Annotated in this window: 15 protein-coding genes and 2 riboswitches; of the genes, 1 reads left to right on the top strand and 14 read right to left on the bottom strand. The window is 43.9% G+C overall.

The window, feature by feature from the left end; all coding sequences use genetic code 11:
* Window positions 1–424: 424 nt before the first annotated feature.
* The 8 genes from AC4EG4_RS12620 to ilvD form a co-directional block, all read right to left on the bottom strand.
* Window positions 425–1,762 (bottom strand): NCS2 family permease, encoded by a 1,338-nt coding sequence (locus AC4EG4_RS12620; RefSeq protein WP_490988040.1) that lies wholly within the window; start codon window positions 1,760–1,762, stop codon window positions 425–427.
* 115 nt (window positions 1,763–1,877) lie between these two features.
* Window positions 1,878–1,979: riboswitch (purine riboswitch) on the bottom strand.
* A gap of 122 nt (window positions 1,980–2,101) precedes the next feature.
* Window positions 2,102–3,640 carry a glutamine-hydrolyzing GMP synthase gene (guaA, locus tag AC4EG4_RS12615; RefSeq protein WP_490979353.1) on the bottom strand — a complete coding sequence of 513 codons (1,539 nt, stop codon included), beginning with the start codon at window positions 3,638–3,640 and terminating at the stop codon, window positions 2,102–2,104.
* A gap of 125 nt (window positions 3,641–3,765) precedes the next feature.
* Window positions 3,766–3,867, bottom strand: a riboswitch (purine riboswitch).
* A gap of 32 nt (window positions 3,868–3,899) precedes the next feature.
* A complete protein-coding gene (locus AC4EG4_RS12610) occupies window positions 3,900–6,083 on the bottom strand; it encodes a DUF4129 domain-containing transglutaminase family protein (protein WP_490988039.1) in 2,184 nt (727 codons plus the stop codon).
* Window positions 6,080–7,294: a DUF58 domain-containing protein gene (locus AC4EG4_RS12605; protein ID WP_490988038.1), complete on the bottom strand. Its 1,215-nt coding sequence runs from the start codon at window positions 7,292–7,294 to the stop codon at window positions 6,080–6,082. Before AC4EG4_RS12605 ends, AC4EG4_RS12610 begins: the two co-directional genes overlap by 4 nt.
* Window positions 7,291–8,241 carry an AAA family ATPase gene (locus AC4EG4_RS12600; protein WP_490988037.1) on the bottom strand — a complete coding sequence of 317 codons (951 nt, stop codon included), beginning with the start codon at window positions 8,239–8,241 and terminating at the stop codon, window positions 7,291–7,293. The genes AC4EG4_RS12605 and AC4EG4_RS12600 overlap by 4 nt, the downstream gene beginning before the upstream one ends.
* Window positions 8,242–8,403: 162 nt before the next feature.
* Window positions 8,404–9,231 (bottom strand): NAD(+) synthase, encoded by an 828-nt coding sequence (gene nadE, locus AC4EG4_RS12595; RefSeq protein ID WP_490988036.1) that lies wholly within the window; start codon window positions 9,229–9,231, stop codon window positions 8,404–8,406.
* 11 nt (window positions 9,232–9,242) lie between these two features.
* A complete protein-coding gene (locus tag AC4EG4_RS12590; RefSeq protein ID WP_490988035.1) occupies window positions 9,243–10,712 on the bottom strand; it encodes a nicotinate phosphoribosyltransferase in 1,470 nt (489 codons plus the stop codon).
* Window positions 10,713–11,304: 592 nt separating this feature from the next.
* Window positions 11,305–12,990, bottom strand: coding sequence for a dihydroxy-acid dehydratase (gene ilvD, locus AC4EG4_RS12585; RefSeq protein ID WP_490988034.1), 1,686 nt, complete (start codon window positions 12,988–12,990; stop codon window positions 11,305–11,307).
* A gap of 267 nt (window positions 12,991–13,257) precedes the next feature.
* On the opposite strand from ilvD, the gene AC4EG4_RS12580 reads away from it, so the two are divergent.
* Entirely contained in the window at window positions 13,258–13,758 is a 501-nt protein-coding gene (locus AC4EG4_RS12580; RefSeq protein ID WP_490988033.1) for a GNAT family N-acetyltransferase, read from the top strand.
* A gap of 83 nt (window positions 13,759–13,841) precedes the next feature.
* Here AC4EG4_RS12580 and AC4EG4_RS12575 read toward each other — a convergent pair whose 3' ends face one another.
* The 6 genes from AC4EG4_RS12575 to AC4EG4_RS12550 all read right to left on the bottom strand — a co-directional run bounded on the left by AC4EG4_RS12575 (window position 13,842) and on the right by AC4EG4_RS12550 (window position 22,409).
* Window positions 13,842–14,513 (bottom strand): GNAT family N-acetyltransferase, encoded by a 672-nt coding sequence (locus AC4EG4_RS12575; protein WP_490988032.1) that lies wholly within the window; start codon window positions 14,511–14,513, stop codon window positions 13,842–13,844.
* A 174-nt stretch (window positions 14,514–14,687) separates the two neighbouring features.
* A complete protein-coding gene (locus AC4EG4_RS12570; RefSeq protein ID WP_490988031.1) occupies window positions 14,688–15,926 on the bottom strand; it encodes a helix-turn-helix domain-containing protein in 1,239 nt (412 codons plus the stop codon).
* Window positions 15,927–16,023: 97 nt separating this feature from the next.
* On the bottom strand, window positions 16,024–17,283 hold the full coding sequence (locus tag AC4EG4_RS12565) for a S8 family peptidase (RefSeq protein WP_490988045.1): 1,260 nt from the start codon (window positions 17,281–17,283) through the stop codon (window positions 16,024–16,026).
* 277 nt (window positions 17,284–17,560) lie between these two features.
* Window positions 17,561–19,189, bottom strand: coding sequence for a glycoside hydrolase family 13 protein (locus tag AC4EG4_RS12560; protein ID WP_490988030.1), 1,629 nt, complete (start codon window positions 19,187–19,189; stop codon window positions 17,561–17,563).
* Window positions 19,190–19,264: 75 nt separating this feature from the next.
* Entirely contained in the window at window positions 19,265–20,224 is a 960-nt protein-coding gene (locus AC4EG4_RS12555; protein ID WP_490988029.1) for an aldo/keto reductase, read from the bottom strand.
* A 163-nt stretch (window positions 20,225–20,387) separates the two neighbouring features.
* On the bottom strand, window positions 20,388–22,409 hold the full coding sequence (locus AC4EG4_RS12550) for a penicillin-binding transpeptidase domain-containing protein (protein WP_490988028.1): 2,022 nt from the start codon (window positions 22,407–22,409) through the stop codon (window positions 20,388–20,390).
* Window positions 22,410–22,583: the final 174 nt, after the last annotated feature.

Below are 22,583 nucleotides of genomic sequence, written 5' to 3'. Positions count from 1 at the left end.
GCGTTTTGTTGACGTTTTGCTGTTCAGTTTTCAAGGTTCAATGCGCCGCACTCATTAGCGACTTGATTAATATAACACGGTCATATTGAAGAGTCAATACTTTTGAAAGGATTTTTGTACCACCTTATTATAACAGAATATTCTTAATAAAAAGATTACAAAAGTGTTACAGATTTGAAAGGAAATCGTCTCTTTACATTGAAGGCTCCCCCTTAACTTTAAAGGCTTTCCATTCTTGGACATCTATTGAAGTTACGATGTAAAAAAGTCCTAATCGCGCCCATAATCTTTAACTCCAGCTCCCTCATTTCCATATCTAAAACGCACCGATGACCAAAGTTTCTTCTATAGTAGTAATTTAATAAACACTTTAAATTTCTTCCCATAGAAAAAACCCGCCAATACTTTCTGGCGGGTTCAATACTTACGCTATGAAAATGAAATACAAAACAAAAATTACAAACAAGCCATACATGATAGGATGAACCTGCTTGCCCTTTCCTGCTACGATCATGGTAATTGGATAGAAAATAAAACCAATCGCAATTCCTGTTGCAATGCTATAGCCAAGCGGCATCGCAATCATCGTCAAAAATGCCGGTACTGCAATTTCAAATTTCGTCCAGTCTATTTTTCCTAAAGCTGAAACCATCAGAACACCAACGATGACCAAAGCAGGAGCTGTTACCGCGCTCGTGATGACTTCAAGCAATGGATAGAAGAATATCGACACAAGAAACAATATCCCTGTAACAACAGCAGCAAATCCAGAGCGTGCTCCCGCTGCAACTCCTGCGGTTGATTCAATATAAGAAGTGGTTGTTGACGTCCCGAAGATTGCTCCGCTTACTGTGGCAATCGAATCTGCCATCAGTGCTTTGCCTGCTCTTGGAAGTTTGTTGTCTTTCATCAACCCTGCCTGATTAGCTACCGCTACCAATGTTCCTGCTGTGTCGAAGAAATCGACAAAGAGAAAAGTCAACACAACAACTAGAAATTGGATGTTCAACAATGAGCCGAAGTCATTAAAAATGGGCTCCAGTGCTACGCCAAATGTCGGCTCCATGCTTGGCACATTAAAGTCAATGATCGCACTCGGCAAGTTGACGACACCAAAAATCATTCCGACAACCGCTGCAATCATAATACCAAAAAAGATTCCGCCTTGTATGCCGCGGACCATAAAGATAACCGTAACCAGCAAACCGAAAATTGCCAGCAACGCTGAGCTGTCCGACAAATCACCCAGCCCAACTAAGGTATCGGGATTGCCGACGATAATGCCCGCATTCTGCAGCCCGATAAACGTAATATAAAGCCCGATACCAGCGCCTACTGCGTATTTTAATTCAGCAGGAATCGAGTTGATAATCAATTCCCGAAGTCCCGTTAACGTTATGAGAATAAAAATAAGACCGGAAAATAAAACACCTGTTAATGCCGTTTGCCAAGGAATTCCGTAAGTCAGAATAACCGTATACGCAAAGAATGCGTTTAGCCCCATACCCGGAGCAAGTGCAATTGGATACTTTGCCAAAATTCCCATTACCAAACACCCGATTGCAGCAGCCAGCGCTGTTGCCATAAAGACAGCACCGTAATCCATCCGCATTGCATCGGGAAGATCCGGAACTGATTCCAGCGTTAATGTCAGCGGGTTGACGACCAAAATATAAGCCATCGCTAAAAATGTGGTTAGGCCGCCAATAAACTCCCGGCGGTAATTCGTTCCCAGTTCTTCAAACTGAAAATACTTTTTCATCCTGATTCCTCCGAATGCCTGTGTATAATCTCTACAACAGAAAAACGCATACAGCAGATTGCCGTATGCGTTCGATTTACCCCTTCATTAAATAACGAAAGGCATCCTACTCAAAAAGTGAGCGGATTAAAATCGTAGTCGAGTCATTTACGGTAACTCGGTAGAAACTTTCGGGCCATATCCCCGACATTATACGACAAGCTTATTTAATTTCTTTTGTAATATAACATGTACAACCTGAAAGAACAATACTAAACACGAACATTTATTGAAAATTATCGAAAAAAGTTCGTGTAAAAACCAAAAGATGCCAGCTGTTTTAAGCTGGCACCTTTACCATTACTCCCACTCAATCGTAGCAGGCGGCTTGCTCGTAATGTCATACAGTACACGGTTGATGTGATCGACTTCATTGACTAACCGGACACTGATTTTCTCCAGCACTTCCCACGGGATGCGGGCCCAGTCAGATGTCATGCCGTCAATCGAGGTCACTGCACGAATACCGATTGCATAATCGTACGTACGGGCATCGCCCATCACGCCGACACTGCGGAGATCCGGCAGGACGGTGAAGTATTGCCAAATGTCTCGGTCAAGACCGGCCTTGCTGATTTCGTCGCGCAGAATCCAGTCAGACTCGCGAACGATTTCCAGTTTTTCTTCCGTGACTGCTCCCATGATGCGGATGCCTAGACCCGGACCTGGGAAAGGCTGGCGCCATACAATCTCATCGGGCATACCAAGCTCTTTTCCTAAAACGCGCACTTCATCTTTGAACAGCGTGTTCAAGGGCTCAATCAATTTAAACTGCATATCATCCGGCAAACCGCCAACATTGTGATGCGATTTGATGGTTTGGGCAGTTGTTGTCCCACTTTCGATGATGTCGGTATAAAGCGTTCCTTGTGCAAGGAAATCCATACCTTCCAGCTTTGAAGCTTCATCATCAAATACATAGATAAACTCATTGCCAATGATTTTGCGTTTTTTCTCTGGATCGGTTACACCTTCAAGTTTACTCATGAAGCGGTCGCGTGCATCAATTTTGATGACATTCATATTGAATCCGTCAGCAAAAGTCTTCATGACGCTTTCTGCTTCGCCTTTGCGAAGAAGGCCATGGTCGACGAACATGCACGTCAATTGATCACCAATCGCCCGGTGAATCAAAACAGCAACTACAGAAGAATCCACACCGCCGCTAAGCGCACATAAAACTTTTTTGTCGCCAACTTCTTCACGAATTTTTTCGATTTCCAAGTCAATATAGTTTTCCATTGACCAATCATCCGTCATGCCGCAAACGTCATAAACAAATTTGCGCAGCAAATCGTTGCCATAAATTGAATGGCGAACTTCCGGGTGGAATTGAACGCCGTAAAATCCGCGGCTTTCGTCTGCCATTGACGCAATCGGACATCCCGCACTTGTTCCAATAACGTCAAATCCAGGAGGCGCTGCCGTAACCAAGTCGCCATGGCTCATCCAGACAATCTGCTCTTCCGGAAGATCTTTGAAAATCTTGCTTTCTTTCGTCAACTTCAGTTCGGCTTTCCCGTACTCGCGGTTTTGGGACTTCTCTACATTCCCTTTCAAGTGCAGCGCCATCAGTTGCATGCCGTAGCAAATCCCTAAAATCGGCAAGCCCATTTCAAAAATTGCATCATCGATGGAAAAAGCGTCTTTATCGTATACCGAATTTGGGCCGCCCGAAAAAATGATTCCTGTTGCATTCATATCTTTGATTTCTTCAGCAGTAACGGTATGTGGATGAAGCTCGCTGTAAACACCGATTTCACGGATGCGGCGAGTGATCAACTGATTGTATTGACTTCCGAAATCCAAAACGACGATTTTTTTCTGCTCTTTCAACATTGGACTAACTGGCAAAACCTTCACCTCTTCTATTCAATTCAGGCCTCAAAATAGCAAAAGAACGCGAAAATTAGACCTCGCGTTCTTCTGCTCTACATCAAAAAGGCGAATGCACATGTCAAAAAGCATGCGTCATCCACCTTCATAGTCAAGTCATTTCCGGGGACTTGGTAGAGACATCCGATCCATATCACCGGACATATATGAGGGCACCTGTAATCTATAATTTTCTCAATTGTACAAGCTAAAAGCTGTAAAATCAACCGCTTGTCCGATTGATTAAATTTTCCCAACTTTCCCTTAACTCAGCCCAGTCAACGGATTCAGCATCCGCTCCGTAAACGCTCCGTTCATATGCATCGGTCAACTCCGACATCTCCCTCGTACCGAAAAATGAATCAATATACGCCGCGTAAGATTTTAATGTTTGCCCTGGACGTCTATTAATGCCATACAGCTCAAGTTGCTTCAGCAACCTTAGGTAGGCCTTTTCAAACCGGGCTGCCCCGCTGCTGCCTCTGCGGTAATAAGAAATGAGCAGTTTGGGCATCCATTTGTGACGAATTTTGAAAAGTACCGCTGCTGTAAGCGTGATTCCCACCAGACTCCAAATGATATTCCACCGATTCGCTGAAACAGTGTCGGTAAATCGATCCCAAAAAGAAGGACCGGAAGCTGCTGCTGCCTCTTCCTCTTCTGCTATTGGGTCTTCCGCTATCGGACGTTCGGGTTCTTCAGGTTGCTCCGGGTCACTCGGATCCAGCTCCAAATCAAAGTCAATGGAAGAAGAACCGGTAAAACCGATAGTCGGTTCAAATAGCATCCAACCGACTCCCGGCATAAAAGCCTCCACCCATGAATGGGCATTGTTGTTTGTCACTTGATAAAAATCAGTGCCGCCTTCTGACTCAATCAGTTCTCCTTCATTAAATCCTTTAACCCAACGTGCCGGGATATCCAGAGAACGAAGCATGACCACCATAGAAGTTGAGAAATTATCACAATACCCTCTCTGGGTTTCGAATAAAAACTGGTCCACATAATCTTCATCCGCTTCCGGCACCGGAATATCAGATTGACTGTACTCAAATCCGGCTGTGCTGAAATAGCGCTCGATTGCCCGTGTTTTATCATAGACGGTGTCGCTGCTCTCAGTAATTTCTGCAGCTAAAGTGCGTACACGTTCAGGTAGCTCATCAGGCAATTGCAAAAATCGGCCAAACTCGGCAGGCAACTCTGCTAACTCCTCTGGGTTTGTTTCCCTTAAAGCAGTCAAACTATAGCTGGGCTCTGTAAAACTTATTTCATAAGCTTCGGGTTCGAACTCTTCTCCATTTTGGTATGTTTCAAAGCGCTGATCGGTTGTGCTGTATTGGTAATCCAGAGTCTCTTCCATCGTAAAAGACTCGGTCCCATAAGGATAAAGGACAAACGGAAAGCCCTGTTCCATCGTTAATTGCGCAGTTTCCAATTCTTCTTCTTCATTCAACACAAAATCAGTTTCAACGGTTTCGCTATTTCCATAAACGTATGACTCACCTACATTCTCTGCAAGTTCCCATCCCTTAGTCGTATAGGTATCTTTCGATTCAACCTTCCAATACTGTCCACCTGGCACTTCAGCTTCAAAAACGACTGTATCATCTCCAATAAAAGAACCGCCCAGCTGTGAGTCGTCCACTCCGTAACCGATTCTGCCAACGCTGCCGCCACTACCGGCACCCCCTTGTCCAGAAAATGAGGTAATAAATGGAATCGGGTCCGGCCAAATAGGACCCGCTTTTGGCAAATATAAAGCCAGAGCAGTCGAGACTGCAACCAATAAAACAAGCGGCACTGCAAACATCGCCATTTTATTGGTTTGTTCTAAAATGTTATGCCCTTCCATCCAGCGCGCCAAATACAACAATCCCGCAAGCAACAGGCCAATCACCATAATTCGAACGATCGCTGTTTCTCCCGAATACGGACTAAACGTATCTAAAACCGCAATGAAAATAACGGTCAACAAATAAAACAGGAAGATGCTGAGCCTGAAACTGACCCAATAATGGATTAAGTAAATTGCCATCCACAATAAAGCGAAAAACAGCATAGTACGGAAAACATCCGTTGTTTCCGCCCAATTTTGAGATACCAAAGCAGAAAAGTTCAAACCAAAGTCAGTTCTGAGAAATGACAGTGCTTCGGCAGTGAAAAATACATTGCCGGTATATACATAGATGATGAACCATAAAATATAAAGAAATTTAATTGGTCCGGAAAACCACCACGGCACTTTAAGGAATGCCATCAATAAGCCGACAGCAATAAATATTAGAAAGAGCGCTTTATGGCCTGTCGCGGTCAATACAATAACAGGAGTCAACCATTCAGCCAGCAGAAAGAAAACCAGCACGTACAACACAGCCATGAATAGTTTATTTTTTCTAATGGAAGTCATTGCCGGCTCACCTCCGTAAACACGGTTGCAAAATTCTCTGGATTCACACGCTTGACTATAAACCCTTTTGAACGTGCAAATTGATGCACTTCTTCATCTTCTTTAAGCAAAGGTTCACCTTTATTGGCAACAACCAAACACATGCAAGTGCTCAAACTTTTAGCATTTCTTCTGATGGCATGTACCATGTCCATTGTCAGCTGACTGGTTACGTAAAGGAGACTTGAGGTATTCATTTTTTGAAGTTCATGGCCAACTGCTTGATCGACAGGCTTATCCAAATCACTTTGCACTTTCGCCAAGTGGTACATGACACGCTGCAGATGTTCTTCTGTTTGAATCAACGGAAAATAATTGGGGGTTTGGCCAACAGACAAATAGGCCACACTCGAGTTGGTGCGTACAATCGACTGCAGAATGGACGCCACAAACTCTACTTGCAGCTCAAAATTTCCGGATTCTTTTCGATCATCCAGCAAAAAAAGTTCCTGTGACTGGCGATCTTCAAATTCTTTCGTGCGCAAGGTTTGGGTGCGCGCATAAGATTTCCAGTGAATCCATGAGACACGGTCTCCAGGCTGATAATCCCGAATTCCACTAGCCATTGTCGTATCCTTTACGAGCGTAAAAGGAGCGGCCATGGAACCTTGATCATAACGGGATTCCATTGGGCGGTAGGTAATATCAACAGTATTTGGATAAACCAATACAATTTGCTGAACCGGCAACAGACGGTTTTTTTTCACCCATCCGAAAAAATCAGCTATTTCCATGTGAATCCCTTCCAGTACGTGTTCTCCTCTTGGCATATGATCGACTGTGTACGTCCAAGAATAGCTTTTGCGAAATCCCGGAACAATCATTTTTTGTTGCTGGCCTTCCATCCGTTTTTCGAGGGACGGTGAAGTGGTTTGTTCTCTTAAGACCGTGTATAACAGCGGAAACGGAGTTTTTCGGTAAATGGTGGCCGTGGCCGAAAAACTTCCGTCTTTCCGGACTTGCGCTGTATGAATTTCACGGGAAGCCTCAACATTTTGCAACGGATACACTGTCAGCAGAACCGAATACAGGATGAACGGCAGCGACATATAGAAAATAAACCAGCTGACAAATCCCCCCTGGAACATGGCAAAAGAAAACGTGAAGATAAGAATGAATAAAACGAGGAATAAACGTCCCCATAGGCTTATGATTTTTTTCAATTGGTTCATTGGCCAACTAGCCTTTGAACTGGCACCCGGGTTTTTGCTAAGATCCGCTCTGTAATTTCCTCCGCGGTGATGCCGTCATACCGGGCTTCTGAACGAAGCATGATGCGATGGCCAAAAACGAACTTCGCTAAATACTGCACATCATCAGGCGTTACATAATCTCGTCCTTTTAATAGGGCATAAGCTTGTGAGGCTTTCATTAACGCAATCGATCCACGCGGGCTCACACCCAAATACACATAAGAATCCTGTCGGGTCTGCCTCGTCAAATCGACAATATAACTGCGAATCGTTTCATCCACTTTGATGGTTTTTACCTGTTCCTGAAGTTCGAGCAGTTCGTCGAGAGAAATCACGGAAGTTAATTCTTCAATTGGTGCTGCAGAACTTGCACGGTTTAATACTTCCATCTCTTCCTTAGGAGTCGGATAGCCCATTTTAATTTTCAACAAAAAGCGGTCGAGTTGTGCTTCAGGAAGCGGATAAGTACCTTCATATTCGATCGGATTCTGGGTGGCCATAACAAAGAACGGTTTCCGAATCTGCATTGTAACGCCATCAATGGTGACAGAAGCCTCTTCCATCGCTTCCAAAAGAGAAGATTGTGTTTTCGGGGATGTCCGGTTGATTTCATCAGCCAAAATAATATTGCCCATAATTGGGCCGGGGCGAAAGTGGAATTCCATGTCTTTCGGATTGTAAATAGAGACACCCACGACATCCGATGGCAGCAAATCCGGCGTAAACTGAATCCGTTTGAAATCAGCCCCCACGGATTTCGCCAAGGCGCGGACCAGCATGGTTTTTCCCACGCCTGGAACATCTTCAAGCAAAACGTGGCCATGAGACAACATTGCCACCATACTCAACTCGGCAATATTGCGCTTGCCGATAATGACTTTTTCAATATTATCAATTACTTGTTCCAACCGTTCTTGTGCATTCATATATAGTTCCTCCAATACAATTCGAAAAAATGTTTTGAATTATCACAATCTTACCGTAATCATAACGAATATTGAGGTATAACTCAACTGCGCGGATTTTCCTCGGCTCCTCTTTCGGCATAAAAAAACAGGACTCCCAAAGGAATCCTGCTTTTTTATGGGTCATTTCCAGAAATCATCAAACACTGTAATAGGCAGTTGCCGCTTATGTTGAGTCTTTACATAATAGCCTTCCAGCTTTTCCTGAGCATCTGCCGGAATTTTTTTGCCTTCTAAATAATCGTCGATCATTTCGTACGTGATGCCAAGAGCAATTTCATCCGGAATTGCTGGTCTGTCTTCTTCCAAATCAGCGGTTGGAATTTTCATGTATAAATGTTCGGGGGCACCTAGCTCTTTTAGCATAGACCGGCCCTGGCGCTTGTTCAAACGAAATAGCGGCGTTAAATCAGCTGCTCCATCACCAAACTTTGTATAAAAACCGGTTACCGCCTCCGCTGAATGATCAGTACCGAGTACGACCGCTTTGTGCATGGCTGCAACGGAATATTGGGCCTTCATCCGCTCTCGGGCTTTTTCGTTGCCTTTCGCAAAATCGGACAACTCAATACCCGCTTTTTCCAATGCACGGTCGCTGGCATCAACAGCTTCTTTAATGTTAATGGTATACAGTTTCGTCGGTTGGATAAATTCAAGTGCGTCTTTGGCGTCGTGTTCATCAAACTGGTCACCATACGGCAAACGCATAGCATAAAATTCGTAGTCTTGGCTACCAGTTTCTTCATTCAACTGATCAATTGCCATCTGAGTCATTTTTCCAAGCAAAGTAGAATCCTGGCCTCCGGAGATCCCCAGAACAAATCCTTTTAAAAATGAATGATGCTTTAGATACTCTTTTAAAAATGACACCGTACGTTCAATTTCTTGTTTTGGATCAATAGAAGGCTGAACTTTTAGTTCTTCAATAATTTGCTGTTGTAAAGTAGACATCTGAATCCCCCTTAGTCTCGAATATATTCATGGACTGCATGGCGTACTTCCTGGATGTTCTTCATTTTATTGTCCCAGCATTTCTGGCTCAGATCGACCGGGTATTCTTCGGGATTCAGTGAGCGCTTGTACTCATCCCATAATAAGTCCATATTTTTTCTTGCGTAAGCCTGCATTTCCTTAAGGCTTGGATTTTCGTAAATAATCTCTCCATCCTCAATAACTTTGTGGTGAATATTGACCGCTTCAAAATTCGTCACGAATTTCGATACAAAGGTATGAACAGGATGGAACATTTTCAAGCGCTCTTCAGAAGCAGGATCTTCATCATGCATGGCAATATAATCGCCTTCTGATTTCCCATTTTCCCTATCGATAATCCGGTAAACGTTTTTCAGTCCTGGTGTAGTGACTTTTTCTGCATTTCCTGAAATTTTAATGGTATCTTCCATCTCGCCATTTTCATTTTCGATGGCCACTAATTTATAAACTGCCCCCAATGCCGGCTGGTCATAGGCGGTGATCAGTTTCGTTCCAATACCCCAGGCATCCACACGTGCTCCTTGGGCTTTTAAGTTCAAAATAGTATACTCATCCAAATCGTTGGAAACTACTACTTCTGCATTTGGAAAACCAGCAGCATCCAGCATTTTCCGTGCTTCTTTGGACAAAAAAGCAATATCTCCACTGTCCAAACGAATGCCGTGGAAATTGATCTGATCACCAAGCTCTTGCGCCACTTTAATGGCAATAGGCAGCCCGGACTTTAATGTATCGTATGTATCCACTAAAAAGACGCAATCCTTATGGCGTTTTGCATAAGCGTGAAAAGCTTCATATTCATCTTTATATGCTTGCACCATCGAATGGGCGTGTGTTCCGGCTACCGGAATGCCGAATTTCTTGCCTGCACGCGCATTGCTGGTTGCTTCAAGTCCGCCAATGTAAGCTGCACGCGTCCCCCAAATGGCTGCGTCCATTTCCTGTGCGCGTCTCGTTCCAAATTCCATAACCCGTTCGCCTTTCACAATCTGCTTGATGCGGCTTGCTTTAGTTGCGATCAAAGTTTGATAGTTGACGATGTTTAACAAAGCCGTTTCGATCAATTGCGCTTCGACCAACGGTGCTTCTACACGAATCAACGCTTCATTTTGGAAAACCAATTCACCTTCCATCACCGAATAAACAGTTCCCGTAAATCGAACCGTCCGCAAATAATCCAGAAAATCCTGCTTATACCCTAGCTCTTCCCCAAGATACGCCAAGTCACTGTCTGTAAATTTGAAGTTTTTTAAGTACTCCAGCACCCGTTCCAATCCAGCAAAAAGAGCGTAGCCATTGCCAAAAGGCAGTTTGCGGAAAAACAATTCAAATACGGCTTTTCGCTCGTGCATGCCGTCTGCCCAATAGGCCTCCGACATATTGATTTGATACAAATCTGTATGTAATGCCAAACTGTCATCTGCATAGTACTTATCCATAAGAGTCTCCTTCTTCCACATCAGTAATTTATACAATTATACACCAATAAAGGAAAGACAAAAAATAAAAGTCTTATCAAGTTTTTTTAATAGGTTCAGCAGTCAACAGCAACGAATATTCGAGGCCGCCTATTAAGGACAGTTTGCCACAATAAACCTTGAATGCTCAAAACGATTTGTAAACTGCTGGTTGAGGTCTCTACCTGGCACTTGCCTATTGACATTGATCAAAGCATATGAGATACTTATCTAGTTAACACAAAGGTAACTGGTAAATTTTGATAATCTGGCATTCTACGATAATGTTTTTGAGAATACTTATTCACACTGGCGCGATTTAAGGATCGCAAGGACGTAAAAGAAGGTAGGGTTTACGTTGCTTAAGTTAGAAAGCACCCAGTGGAACAATGACCGCGGTACTGGAAGTAATACTTTCAATGGAAATGATTCCCCTGTCAAAAGGGTTGAAAAATTGAGTCAAAACAAATTATAGTTACCTTAAACAAACAAAGGGATGTCCTCACATTGAGGACATCCCTTTTCCAATTCAAAAAACTTAAAGTTTCATACAATCCTGATGTTCAAGCATTGCTTATCGATTCAAGTAATCGGTAACTGCTCCTTTTGAAGAACAAGAAACATTGTGCGCATATTTTCCAAGCACACCTTTTCTATGAAGAGGCGGAGCTACCCATTGTTTGCGGCGTTCTGCCAATTCGGATTCAGACACATCCATGGAAATTTCCTGGAGCTCCGAATCAATGGTGACAATATCGCCTTCTTTCAGCAAACCAATCGGTCCACCGACCTGTGCTTCAGGGGCAATGTGGCCCACGACAAGGCCATGCGTACCACCAGAAAAGCGCCCGTCTGTCAAAAGCGCAACAGATGCGTCCATGCCTTTGCCCACAAGAATGGCCGATATCGACAGCATTTCCGGCATTCCGGGACCGCCTTTTGGCCCTACATAGCGGATGACCAATACATCGCCTTCATTGATTTCATTGGCCATAACGGCTTCCGTTGCTTCTTTTTCATTGTTGTAGACGCGGGCAGGGCCCGTATGGCGCTTCACTTTCACCCCAGAAACTTTTGCTACTGCGCCGCTTGGAGAAAGATTGCCTTTTAAAACAATCAATGGACCGTCTTTTCGTTTTGGATTGTCAAAAGGCATGATGACTTGTTGCCCTTCTTCTAATGCTGGAGCTTCCTCCAGATTTTCAGCTACTGTTTTGCCGGTGACCGTCATGCAATCGCCGTGCAAATAGCCTCCCTCAAGCAGCATTTTCATCACGGCTTGAACGCCGCCAACCCGGTGCAGATCCTGCATGACATATTTTCCGCTCGGCTTCAGATCAGCCAAATGCGGCACGGTTTTCTGCAAGCGGTTAAAGTCATCAATGGTCAAATCTACCTCTGCTGCATGCGCAATCGCCAACAGATGCAAAATGGCATTGGTTGATCCACCTAATGCCATAACTACGGTAATGGCATTTTCAAAGGCATCTTTGGTCATGATGTCTTTCGGGTAAATATCCAGTTCCAATAGATTATGTACTGCTGCCCCAGCCTTTTCACAATCCGCTAATTTTTCAGCAGACACTGCAGGATTGGAAGAACTTCCCGGCAAACTCATTCCCATTGCTTCAGCCGCAGATGCCATTGTATTGGCTGTATACATGCCACCGCATGATCCGGCTCCTGGGCAAGCACCGCATTCGATGCTGCGAAGGGTATCGTTGTTGATATCGCCATTATTGTGCTGGCCAACGCCTTCAAAAACAGAAACAATGTCAATATCCTGTCCATTATGACGCCCCGGAGCAATCGTACCGCCGTATACAAAAACAGCCGGCACTTCAGAGTTTGCAATGGCAATCAAACAACCTGGTATGTTCTTATCACAGCCCCCAATTGCCACCAACCCGTCCAAGCTTTCTGCACCTACTACAGTTTCGATCGAATCGGCAATTACATCCCGGCTTGAAAGAGAATACTTCATGCCTTCTGTTCCCATCGAGATTCCATCGGACACGGTGATGGTATTAAAAATAAACGGTACGCCTCCAGCTTCTCTAGCCCCTTTTTTTGCGCTGATTGCTAAGTCATCAATATGTATATTGCATGGCGTCACTTCACTCCACGTACTGGCAACACCAATCATTGGTTTTTTAAAGTCCTCATCTGTAACACCTACTGAACGCAGCATGGCACGGTTAGGAGCTCTCATTGCCCCTTCACTGAAAACCTTGCTATTTATGCGCAAATCTTTTTTCATATTCATCCTATCCTTTCTTTTCTATATATTATAGAGCAGATTTGTCAGAATACAATGAATTTAAAAATAATATTCCATTATTTTTTATTTACCAAGTCATTTTTGTGTTCATGCGCCTTCATTCAATGACAGCATTCATCTTTCTTGTCGTATACAATATATTTCTATATAATTAGCTTGTCTACAATAACTTTACTTGTAGAAAATCGCATATGTTCTGCCTGTCTCTGACAGTATTGATAAGTTCAAGAAAAAGGAGATGGCCTTTTGTTAATCCGGGAAGCTAAAAGCAATGAATTTTATTTATTAAAAGAACAGCGCCTTGCATCTTACCTGCCTTATCAGGAAGAACTTTCAGAAAAACATTGGGGGTTGCTAAAGGCTAACTTGACATCTGATCCTGACCAACAGCCAGGTGTTGAAGTATTTGTCGCTGAAATCGATGGAGAAATTGCCGGCAGTGTGGTGTTGTATCCTGCAGAATCCAAAGCGTATGAATGGAAAGAAGAAAAAGTTGCATACCCGGAAATCCGGCTGCTTGCGGTCAGTCCAAATTTCCGTTCACGAGGAGTCGGAAAGGCGCTCGTGGAACATTGCATCGATCTCTCTAAAATTCGCAAACAAGAATTTGTTGGGCTTCATACTGGAAGCTTTATGCACAATGCTATCGCTCTTTACGAAAAAATGGGCTTTGAACGAGTTGTCTCACTCGATTTTACGCCGCTGGATGACGGCATTGTTGTGAAAGCTTTTCGTCTTGATCTATAAAATACAAAACAAGCCACAAAATCTGTGGCTTGTTTTTTTATATAAAAACCTGAAGTCACTGTTTAAAATTTCGTTTACATGCTTTATTCATTGCTGCGAAAAGGATTTTTCCACTCCATTAACAAGGCATATCCTTCCGATTCTTCGTCTTCCAAGTAATCAGGCACCACACTTACTGGCGTCCGCCCACAACGAAGCAAAAAGGAAATGACCGGATCTTTAATGTTCCCTGCTACTACTTGGGCGGCATACTGCTCAGCGCTGAGCTGGTTGGAATAATTGTGAAACCCCGGCATTCGGCCACCTCCAAGCAAACGCTCCAAATCGTCCTGCACCACTCGTTCGTACAAAGCTTGCATTAATAATTGTCCGAGCTTCAAGGAACGATATTTCGGCTTGATGCAAATATCCACAACATAAAGGGTTTTGCCAACTGGATTGTGGTTGCGTGTGAAACCATTGTCTGTTGCTTCCTCCCACGTATGTTCGGGGTAAGCAGGATCAAAATCAGTCAGCAGCGCTGTAATCGATCCAGCCAGTTCTCCTTCGACTTCAATGCAGAGCGCGCCTTGCGGATACAATTCGACATGATTTCTCAACTGTTCTTCAGTCCACCAAAGCTCCGGTGGAAATGGAGGCGGAAAACTTTCTTTTTGAACTTCGATCAATGCCGAAAAATCTGCTCTGCCGTACTGCCGTATTTCTGCGAAGGTTGGTCTGTTCCCATCAAAAACATACTGTGTCTTTTTATACATAGAAAATCTCCTTTTTATCTCTATCATACGCGACTCCCGGCAATGAAAAAAGCTGCTCAAGGATGAGCAGCTTTTTAATCCGTTAAATTGGAGGCAACACGTTTGGTCCACTTAACGCCACAATAGTTATTAATGCTGCATACATCATAGGCATAAAAACTAATTTCGTTTTCATCAGTTTGTTTCACCGCCATTCTCACCGCAAAAAGTTTGATAATAATAAGCTTGTTCCCACTGCAGTTGATCGCTGTAAAAGGCAGCAAGTTCCGCAGCAGTATTTTTTGTCTCCTTTATGTAACCATGTTTTCTGAAAAATGGAAACATAATCTCCTCACAATAGGCCATAAGATCTGGTTGGGAAAAATTTCTTTTTTCAAAGTAATTGGCATAAATATGAAAATACTTATCTTCTGGTTTGCTGCTGATTGCCTTTAGCTCGCCAATCAATACGGAAGCATTCTGCCCCGTTTCGACCATTGACTCCAGCAAACTGGTCAATACCGCTTTATAGAAGTAAGTGTTGTCTTCCATACTTTCTTTTAATACTTGAAGTATTTCCAAGGCTTCTCCGTGTGCATTCTTCATCCGCAGCAGCTCCGTGTAATTGTAGAGTGTTTGATTGTGCAATGCGGTTTGCTTGGTCAAGTGAGTGTTGCGAATCAATACTTCGTATAGACTTTCTGCCTGCACCAGAAGATTTCTTCGCGTATAATTGATTGCCAACAACATTTGAGCATGCAGCAGCCGAATGTAATTATGGTGAAGCTGAAAAGAGCGGACTGCCAGTTCAGCAAAATGCGCCGACAGTTCATAGCGGTCAGCAAGAACCAGCATGCGTGCTTTTTGGTAATAAAATTCCCCTTCAAATTTTTGAGGAATGCTTTGGATGCCCAAATCCAGATGATTGAGAACCTCAAGAGATTTCGTATTGTCGCCCATCATCGAGCAATACAGCGACTGAAAAAACTGATGCACCCAGTGCTCTGGCGCTAAAAATGAGGCTTTCATGCGTTCAAGCATTTTTTTCTGGCGCCCGGCTTTGACACGGTCGTCATCGTATATGTAAAAGCGAAATTTATAAAGTTCATATTGATTGACCAAATCTGTGGATTGAATGTAATCATTTTCCAACTCCAGCAAATTGTATATTTTCCGCATTGTTTCAAGATCATAATGAAGGGAGCAGTCAATAAATTTCCCAATCATTCGTTCTAACTGCTTATGTTTTTCCATCTCTCTGTTTAGTTGCACCCCCATCTTCAGCAGCAATGCTTTAATGGTCGATTCATGGGGACTGTAAGCATTCGATTCGATCTTGCTTAAATGGGAAATCGAACAAATGCCATCTGCCAATTGGGACTGGGTTAAGCAGTTTTTTGTCCGATAATATTTTATAACAGAGCCAACATTCATAATTTCACCCTTTTATACAGAATAAATAAAATATACCATAAAAAAACAACCCTGACTTTACAGACAGGGTTGCTGCTCCTAGTAATTTATGTCCTAGTTATTGAACACGTGAGAAACCAAAACCTGATGCATAATCATCGCCATATCCAGCACCTGATCCTGAAAGAATATCATATGCTCTCGCACGGTTTTGAAGATTAGCACGCACCTGAACGTTTGTAGCGCTTGGGTTAGTGGCCCAAACTTTTGCTGCAAGTCCCGCTGCGTGAGGTGAAGCCATCGAAGTTCCACTGATTGTTGCATAGCCGCCCGTATACCAAGCTGAGTAAATAGCTGCTCCTGGAGCGGAAATTTCAACATCGTATTTGCCAATTACATAATCGCCATCTGTAGAGCTGTATCCACGTGACGAAAAGTCAGCTACACGGTATGTGCCGTTTTGAACAACATTTTCAAGCGCTGCTACTGCCACAGCATTCTGCAACGCACCTGGGAAGCCGATAGATCCTTGAGCCGGGCCCGAGTTACCTGCTGCTGCGATGACCAATACGCCTTTGCTATAAGCATAGTTGACAGCATTTGTAATCAAGCTGCTTTCAGCAGATGATCCAAGCGACATGTTGATGACCACTTTTGTTCTTAATGCTGTTGCTTGGTCTGCAACGTGACGGATCGCAGCTGCAATATCATCTGAAGATCCCGATCCGTCATCTCCCAATACTTTATACGCCCAAAGGTCAGCTTGTGGAGCTACTCCATATAAACCGCCATTGCCGTTTGCAAGCGCTGATCCGGCAACATGCGTTCCATGTCCTTGACGATCTGTACAAGTACCATTCGTGATGCTGGCACTAAGCGTAAAATCTTTGCACTGTTCAACATTATTCGCTAAATCAGCGTGATTTACATTAACGCCTGTATCGAGCACTGCGATATTAATGCCCGCTCCTCCTGAAGATTGAGCAAGGTTAGCATTGTTGTAGATAGCTTTGATGCCCCACGGTGTCGACTGGGCTGCGGCCATTGTTGAGTATTTTGCGAGCGGTTCAGAAGAAGTTTCTTCAATGCTGAATTCAGGAACTTTTTGAACTTTTATATTTTTGTTTTTTTGGAGTGCCTCAAATTGCTTTGCATTCATATCGGTAGTGAATCCTTCGCCTTTAAAATCCCATTGCACGCCATATTGGCTTTTGGCATTCTTTAGCGCTTTGTCATCATTTGTATCAACCAATACACGGAATTTCTCAGTGCCATTCGCTTTTTCAACGGAATCCCCATTTGCGCTGACGCCCATTGCCGGTATTAGCAAAGTAGCTGCCAACATTGCTGTTGTAATGAATCTGGCCGATTTCTTCATCATCCAATCCCCTTTTCCACTTATGGTTTATGGCAGCCTGGATCCAACTGCGGCGTCCCGCACCTTCACACATTTTCATTTGATAGCTCTGCCACTCATCTAAAGTTATCAGAACTTTCATTTTTCCGTAATTGGGAAATTTCTTTGCATTTTTCTGTTGTAAAAGACAATTAGTTCTTTTTACTCAATTATATGTACCTATAATAATTTCTCTCCATAAAAAACCGTAAAGCCATTTATTACTAACGGCTTTACGGTTTGCTGCATATCACAAGTATTAGTAAATCTCTTTTTTCAAAAAGTAGACACATGCTTCATATGGCTGCAACACGCCTTTTACGCGTTCTTCGTAGTTCGTTAAAAGAAGTTCTGCATCATATGGGGTGTTCCACGTACATGGCCGCTCACTTAAGTTTGACGCAATCAGCATTTTCGTATAGCGGTCTTCCCGAACGTACGCGTATACATCCGGACATCCGGAATCAGTCAAACGGGTTGTTCCGTAAACAAGCACCTTCCAGTTTTGGCGCAAGTGAATCATTTTTTTGTAATATGACCAGATCGACTTGGGGTCATCCTTTTGCGCCTCAACATTCAGCCACTTATAGTTTGGGTTTACACCAAGCCAAGGCTCTGTTTTGGAAAACCCAGCATACTCTTCGCCATTCCATTGCATCGGTGTGCGGGCATGGTCACGACTGATTTTTTTAATGGTTTTCATTAAATTTTCGTGGGATACCCCTTCCTTGCGGTTGTACCGATACATATTTTTCGTTTCGATGTCGTTATACATGTTGATATCGTCAAACGGGGCGTTGGTCATGCCGATTTCCTGACCTTGGTAGATAAAAGGGGTACCTTGCATAAAAAAATACATACACCCCAACGCAGTTGCACTTTCAAACCAATAATCCCGGTCATTTCCCCAGATGGAAACCGTTCTTGGCCGATCGTGGTTTTCAATGTAAAGTGAATTCCAGGCGACGCCGTGCGCGGCTTCCTGCCAACGGTTCAGGACTTCCTTTAAATCTCCTACTTCCATTCCTGGATCCATATGGCTGCCTGCCGCATTGTGCGCTTCCAAGTGAAAAATCATATTAAATTTCCCATTTTGCTCGCTAATCCATTGCTCCATATCTCCAGATTTGGCACTGTTTGCCTCTCCGACTGTTACAATGTCATAAGCTGAAAAAGCTTCATGCTTCAGTTCGCCTAAGATTTCCTGCAAGCCTTCTACATCTGTGAACTTCTCCCAGGCGGGAACGTATGGCAGGTTTTGGGGATTTGGCATGTCGCTGTAGTCTTTCTTCAAGTGATTGATCGCATCAACACGGAAGCCATCAACCCCTTTTGCCAGCCACCAGCGGATCATTTCGTATGCTGCCTGACGCATATCTTTGTTTTCCCAGTTTAAATCGACTTGGTTTTTGGTGAAAATATGCAAATAGTATTGATTGGTTTTCGGATCAAATGTCCAAGCTGGCCCGCCAAAAATACATTCCCAATTGGTCTGCCGGTCTCTCCAGACATACCAGTCCCGCTTTGGATTTTCTTTAGAGGAACGGGATTCCAAAAACCATGGATGCTGGTCGCTTGTATGGTTCAAGACAAGATCGATGATGAGCTTCATTTCCCGCTTGTGCACTTCTTCCAACAGACGGTCAAAATCTTCCATTGTGCCCATCTCTTCCATGATGGCCTGGTAATCACTGACATCGTATCCATTGTCGACATTGGGAGATTTATACATCGGACAAATCCAGATAATGTTGATGCCCAGTTCGTCTAAATAATCCAGTTTTTCTGTCACACCGTTCAAATCACCAATACCGTCGTTGTTGGAATCATTAAAACTTCTTGGATAAATTTGATAAACTACTGCCTCTTTCCACCATGTTTTCTTCAAAGTCCTCTCCCTCTTCCTTAAGCTGGAAATAACGAATGTCGAACTGGTTTTCTGATCAGTGTTTATTGTCTTAATTTAAATCGTTGCCACCTGTGCCTTCAAACCTTCTGTCCATTTCCAGCCGCTGATTTCTGCAGCGTCCAAGACATGTTGTGTTTTGCTGGCTCCTACTATTGCAGATGTGACTGCCGGCTGATTGAGCGTCCAGGCCAGGGCAAACTGCGATAACTCATAGCCTTGGTCGCCCAATAAGTTCTTGTAAGCCGATACTTTTTCAAAATTGGCATCCGTAAAGTAATGCTGAATCAGCTCTTCGCCTTTCGCTGCGCGGCTGTCTTTTGGCATGTCGCCTTTTGATTTATATTTCCCAGACAGCACGCCTCTGGCCATCGGGCTGTAAACAAGCAGTCCCATTTCTTCGGATGCGCAATAAGGAATGACTTCGTTCTCCACTTCACGCGACAATAAATTATATTGCGACTGGCTCGACACAAAATGTTCAAATCCCTTTAAATCGCTGATTCCTCTCGCTTTTGCCATTTGCCATGCTGCATAATTCGAGCAGCCGATGTAGCGGACCTTTCCTTGCTTCACTAAATCGGTTAAAGCTGACAAAGTTTCTTCCAATGGCGTACTATCATCAAAACGGTGCACTTGGTACAGGTCAATCCAATCGGTCTGCAGCCGTCGCAATGAATCTTCTGCCTGCTGCATGATATGATGTCTCGATAAACCTTTGTCGTTCGGCTCTTTTCCCATCGGCAAGCCCACTTTGGTGGCCAATACCGCTGCATGTCGTTTGCCTTTCAAATACCTGCCAACTATTTCTTCGCATTCCCCTGTGCCGTATTTGAAAGCTACATCCTGGCCCTTGCCATAAAAATTAGCGGTATCAATCAAGTTAATTCCTTGTTCCAAGGCAACATCCATAATCTCATGAGACGCCTGTTCATCAATCCAGCGGCCAAAAGCCATGGTCCCCAAACTGATATTTGATATCTTCAGGCCAGTGCCGCCTAAGTTTTTGAATTCCATCCAATCCCCCCTATTTGCTAGTCCCCTAATCCCGCAACAATTCACTCTTCATTCTATTCAATATTTCCATGGAAATTCCTGCTATCTAAAGCAGCGTTTAATCGATAATTCGATTAAAAACAGCCACTAGCAATGAGTGCTTGCTAGTGGCTGTTGGCTTTCTTTATTCGGCTCCATATTCTTCAAATACTTTGGCGGCGAATCCTGCGACATAATCACTGCCACCATTGTCTTCAATCGATTCAATCATCATGGCCAGAATAAAATCCGGGCTTTCCGAGTCGTAGGCAACAAAAAAGCCATTTTCCTGCCCCTCTTCGCCAATCGCACCCTTTAGTTCAGCGGTACCGGTTTTTCCGGCAATTTTCACGGATGGGCTATTGGCTGACTGCGCATAGCCATCCACTACAACATTACGCATGCCTGTACGAAGAATTTCGGCATTTTCTGCGCTCAGCAATCCATCTTTCCACACTTGGCTTTTTTCCTCATCCATAAACAGCAACGGCTTGTACATGATGCCATCTGTCAGAAACGGTTCGTACATGGAAGCCAAGTGAAGGATATTGGTCAACATCTGACCTTGCCCGAATGAAGTATCAGCAAGCTGGCCTTCAGATCCCAAAGTACCTTCATTTGAAATTTGCGAAGACTGAAGCTCCAATGCGAATGGAATCTCTTCACCGAAGCCGTAGCTCTGCAAACCGGAGACTAAAGTTTCATTGCCCATTTGGAGTGCTTGGCGGGCAAAATAGATATTGTCCGAGTATACCAATGCCGTGTTTAGATCAATTGGATTTGGAGCTTCCGGATGCAGGCGGGTGACCCGGTAATCTCCCCAGGAACCGTCTTTTTGCCATGTTGCGCCATCAATCTGCAGGCCTTCCGCAGGCTCAAGCGTTCCCGCTTCCATACCGATTGCGGCAGTCACTGGCTTGATGGTGGACCCTGGTGCATATGCCGCTCCAAAGCGGTTGAATAATGGATTTAAAGGATCTTCGCTCAATTCCTCAAAACGGCTCTCGCTGATGCCCAACATGTATTCATTCGGGTCATAAGCTGGGGAACTAACCAACGCCAACGTTTCACCGGTTTCCGGATCCACTGCAGCACTCGTCCCCGCTTCGCCTTCCATCGAATCGAAAGTTGATTTCTGCAACTCTGCGTCAATGGTCAGAACAATTGTTTCTCCATTTTCAGCAGCGGTTTCAGCAACCATTACCTCTTCTGCGTTGTCGCCTTGTTTTTGAATAAGAATTTTCATGCCTTTCTTGCCGTGAAGGCGATCTTCGAGTGTTTGCTCAAGACCTCTTCTGCCGATTGAATCGGTCGAAGTATAGCCCTGATCCTGGAGTTCTTCCAGTTTTTCAGCTGTGATTGGCCCGATATAGCCGCTCAAATGGCCCAATGCTTCTCCGTATGGATATTCGCGCATGGCAGTTTCCTGATAAGTGGCGCCTGGGATCGCCTCTACTTTTTCCAATAGCTCCGCATCATTTTTGGCAGCCTTGGAAATGGGTACAAACTGATCCTCCTGAACCCAGCTTTGCCCTAGTTTTTCATCGATAGCAGCCACTGAAAGTCCGAGAACTTCTGCCAGTTCCTCTTTAGCGGATGCTTCAGTGAAGTTTTCCGGTACCACACCGATATTATAGCCTGTCCCGTTAATGGCAATTGGCTGTTCGTTGCGGTCCAAAATTTCACCGCGCTCTGCATCAGTTGTGGTGACACGGACTTCGTCACCCGTTTCCAGCTGTTCGAAAATAAAAGAAGGGTCCCATTCCACAAACCAATCTTCCGTGTCTTCCTGCGTTTCAAACAGCAAAGTCATCGTCTTTTCAAACTCGACCGGTCCGGCCATCGTATCCATCTTTATCTGGACTGGAAAATCTGCCGGATTTTCGGTATCCCATTCAGTATCTTCCGCAGGCTCTGTATAAGTCACTTCGACATTTTCAATCGCCAAGTCCTCATACAGCTTTTGCTGCCGTTCAACAAAGTCTTCCGGAGCATACGCTTCTTTTGTACCTTGATTTAAATAAACACTGTACATCTCTGAAAACTCTCCAGTGTTCCATTGTTCTATGTACGCTTGCAGCCGCTCTTCAGGTGAAGCCTGTTGCTGGCATCCCGCCAACAACACCAGAAAAACTAATGCCAAGACGATTGTTATTTTTTTCGCCATCCCATAACCCCCAATTGTTTTCTTTATTTTACCAATAAATACCGTGAAGTTGAAAGGATAACAGTTTCTTTCTGGAATAGCAGTGAAAAAGACCATATTCCTTTTTATAAAAGTCACTAGGTTAGACAATGCCCCATTCAAAACATCCGCAATTTCCAGTTTTAATATGGTAAA

Source organism: Planococcus sp. TJ-201, from assembly GCF_058268495.1.
Note: the sequence above shows the minus strand (reverse complement) of the source record. Positions and strands in the feature narration are given on the sequence as shown.

Coding starts and splice junctions, on each gene's coding strand:
- AC4EG4_RS12620 (WP_490988040.1), bottom strand. CDS start 1,762: ATGAAAAAGTATTTTCAGTTTGAAGAACTGGGAACGAATTACCGCCGG.
- guaA (WP_490979353.1), bottom strand. CDS start 3,640: ATGTTGAAAGAGCAGAAAAAAATCGTCGTTTTGGATTTCGGAAGTCAA.
- AC4EG4_RS12610 (WP_490988039.1), bottom strand. CDS start 6,083: ATGACTTCCATTAGAAAAAATAAACTATTCATGGCTGTGTTGTACGTG.
- AC4EG4_RS12605 (WP_490988038.1), bottom strand. CDS start 7,294: ATGAACCAATTGAAAAAAATCATAAGCCTATGGGGACGTTTATTCCTC.
- AC4EG4_RS12600 (WP_490988037.1), bottom strand. CDS start 8,241: ATGAATGCACAAGAACGGTTGGAACAAGTAATTGATAATATTGAAAAA.
- nadE (WP_490988036.1), bottom strand. CDS start 9,231: ATGTCTACTTTACAACAGCAAATTATTGAAGAACTAAAAGTTCAGCCT.
- AC4EG4_RS12590 (WP_490988035.1), bottom strand. CDS start 10,712: ATGGATAAGTACTATGCAGATGACAGTTTGGCATTACATACAGATTTG.
- ilvD (WP_490988034.1), bottom strand. CDS start 12,990: ATGAAAAAAGATTTGCGCATAAATAGCAAGGTTTTCAGTGAAGGGGCA.
- AC4EG4_RS12575 (WP_490988032.1), bottom strand. CDS start 14,513: ATGTATAAAAAGACACAGTATGTTTTTGATGGGAACAGACCAACCTTC.
- AC4EG4_RS12570 (WP_490988031.1), bottom strand. CDS start 15,926: ATGAATGTTGGCTCTGTTATAAAATATTATCGGACAAAAAACTGCTTA.
- AC4EG4_RS12565 (WP_490988045.1), bottom strand. CDS start 17,283: ATGAAGAAATCGGCCAGATTCATTACAACAGCAATGTTGGCAGCTACT.
- AC4EG4_RS12555 (WP_490988029.1), bottom strand. CDS start 20,224: ATGGAATTCAAAAACTTAGGCGGCACTGGCCTGAAGATATCAAATATC.
- AC4EG4_RS12550 (WP_490988028.1), bottom strand. CDS start 22,409: ATGGCGAAAAAAATAACAATCGTCTTGGCATTAGTTTTTCTGGTGTTG.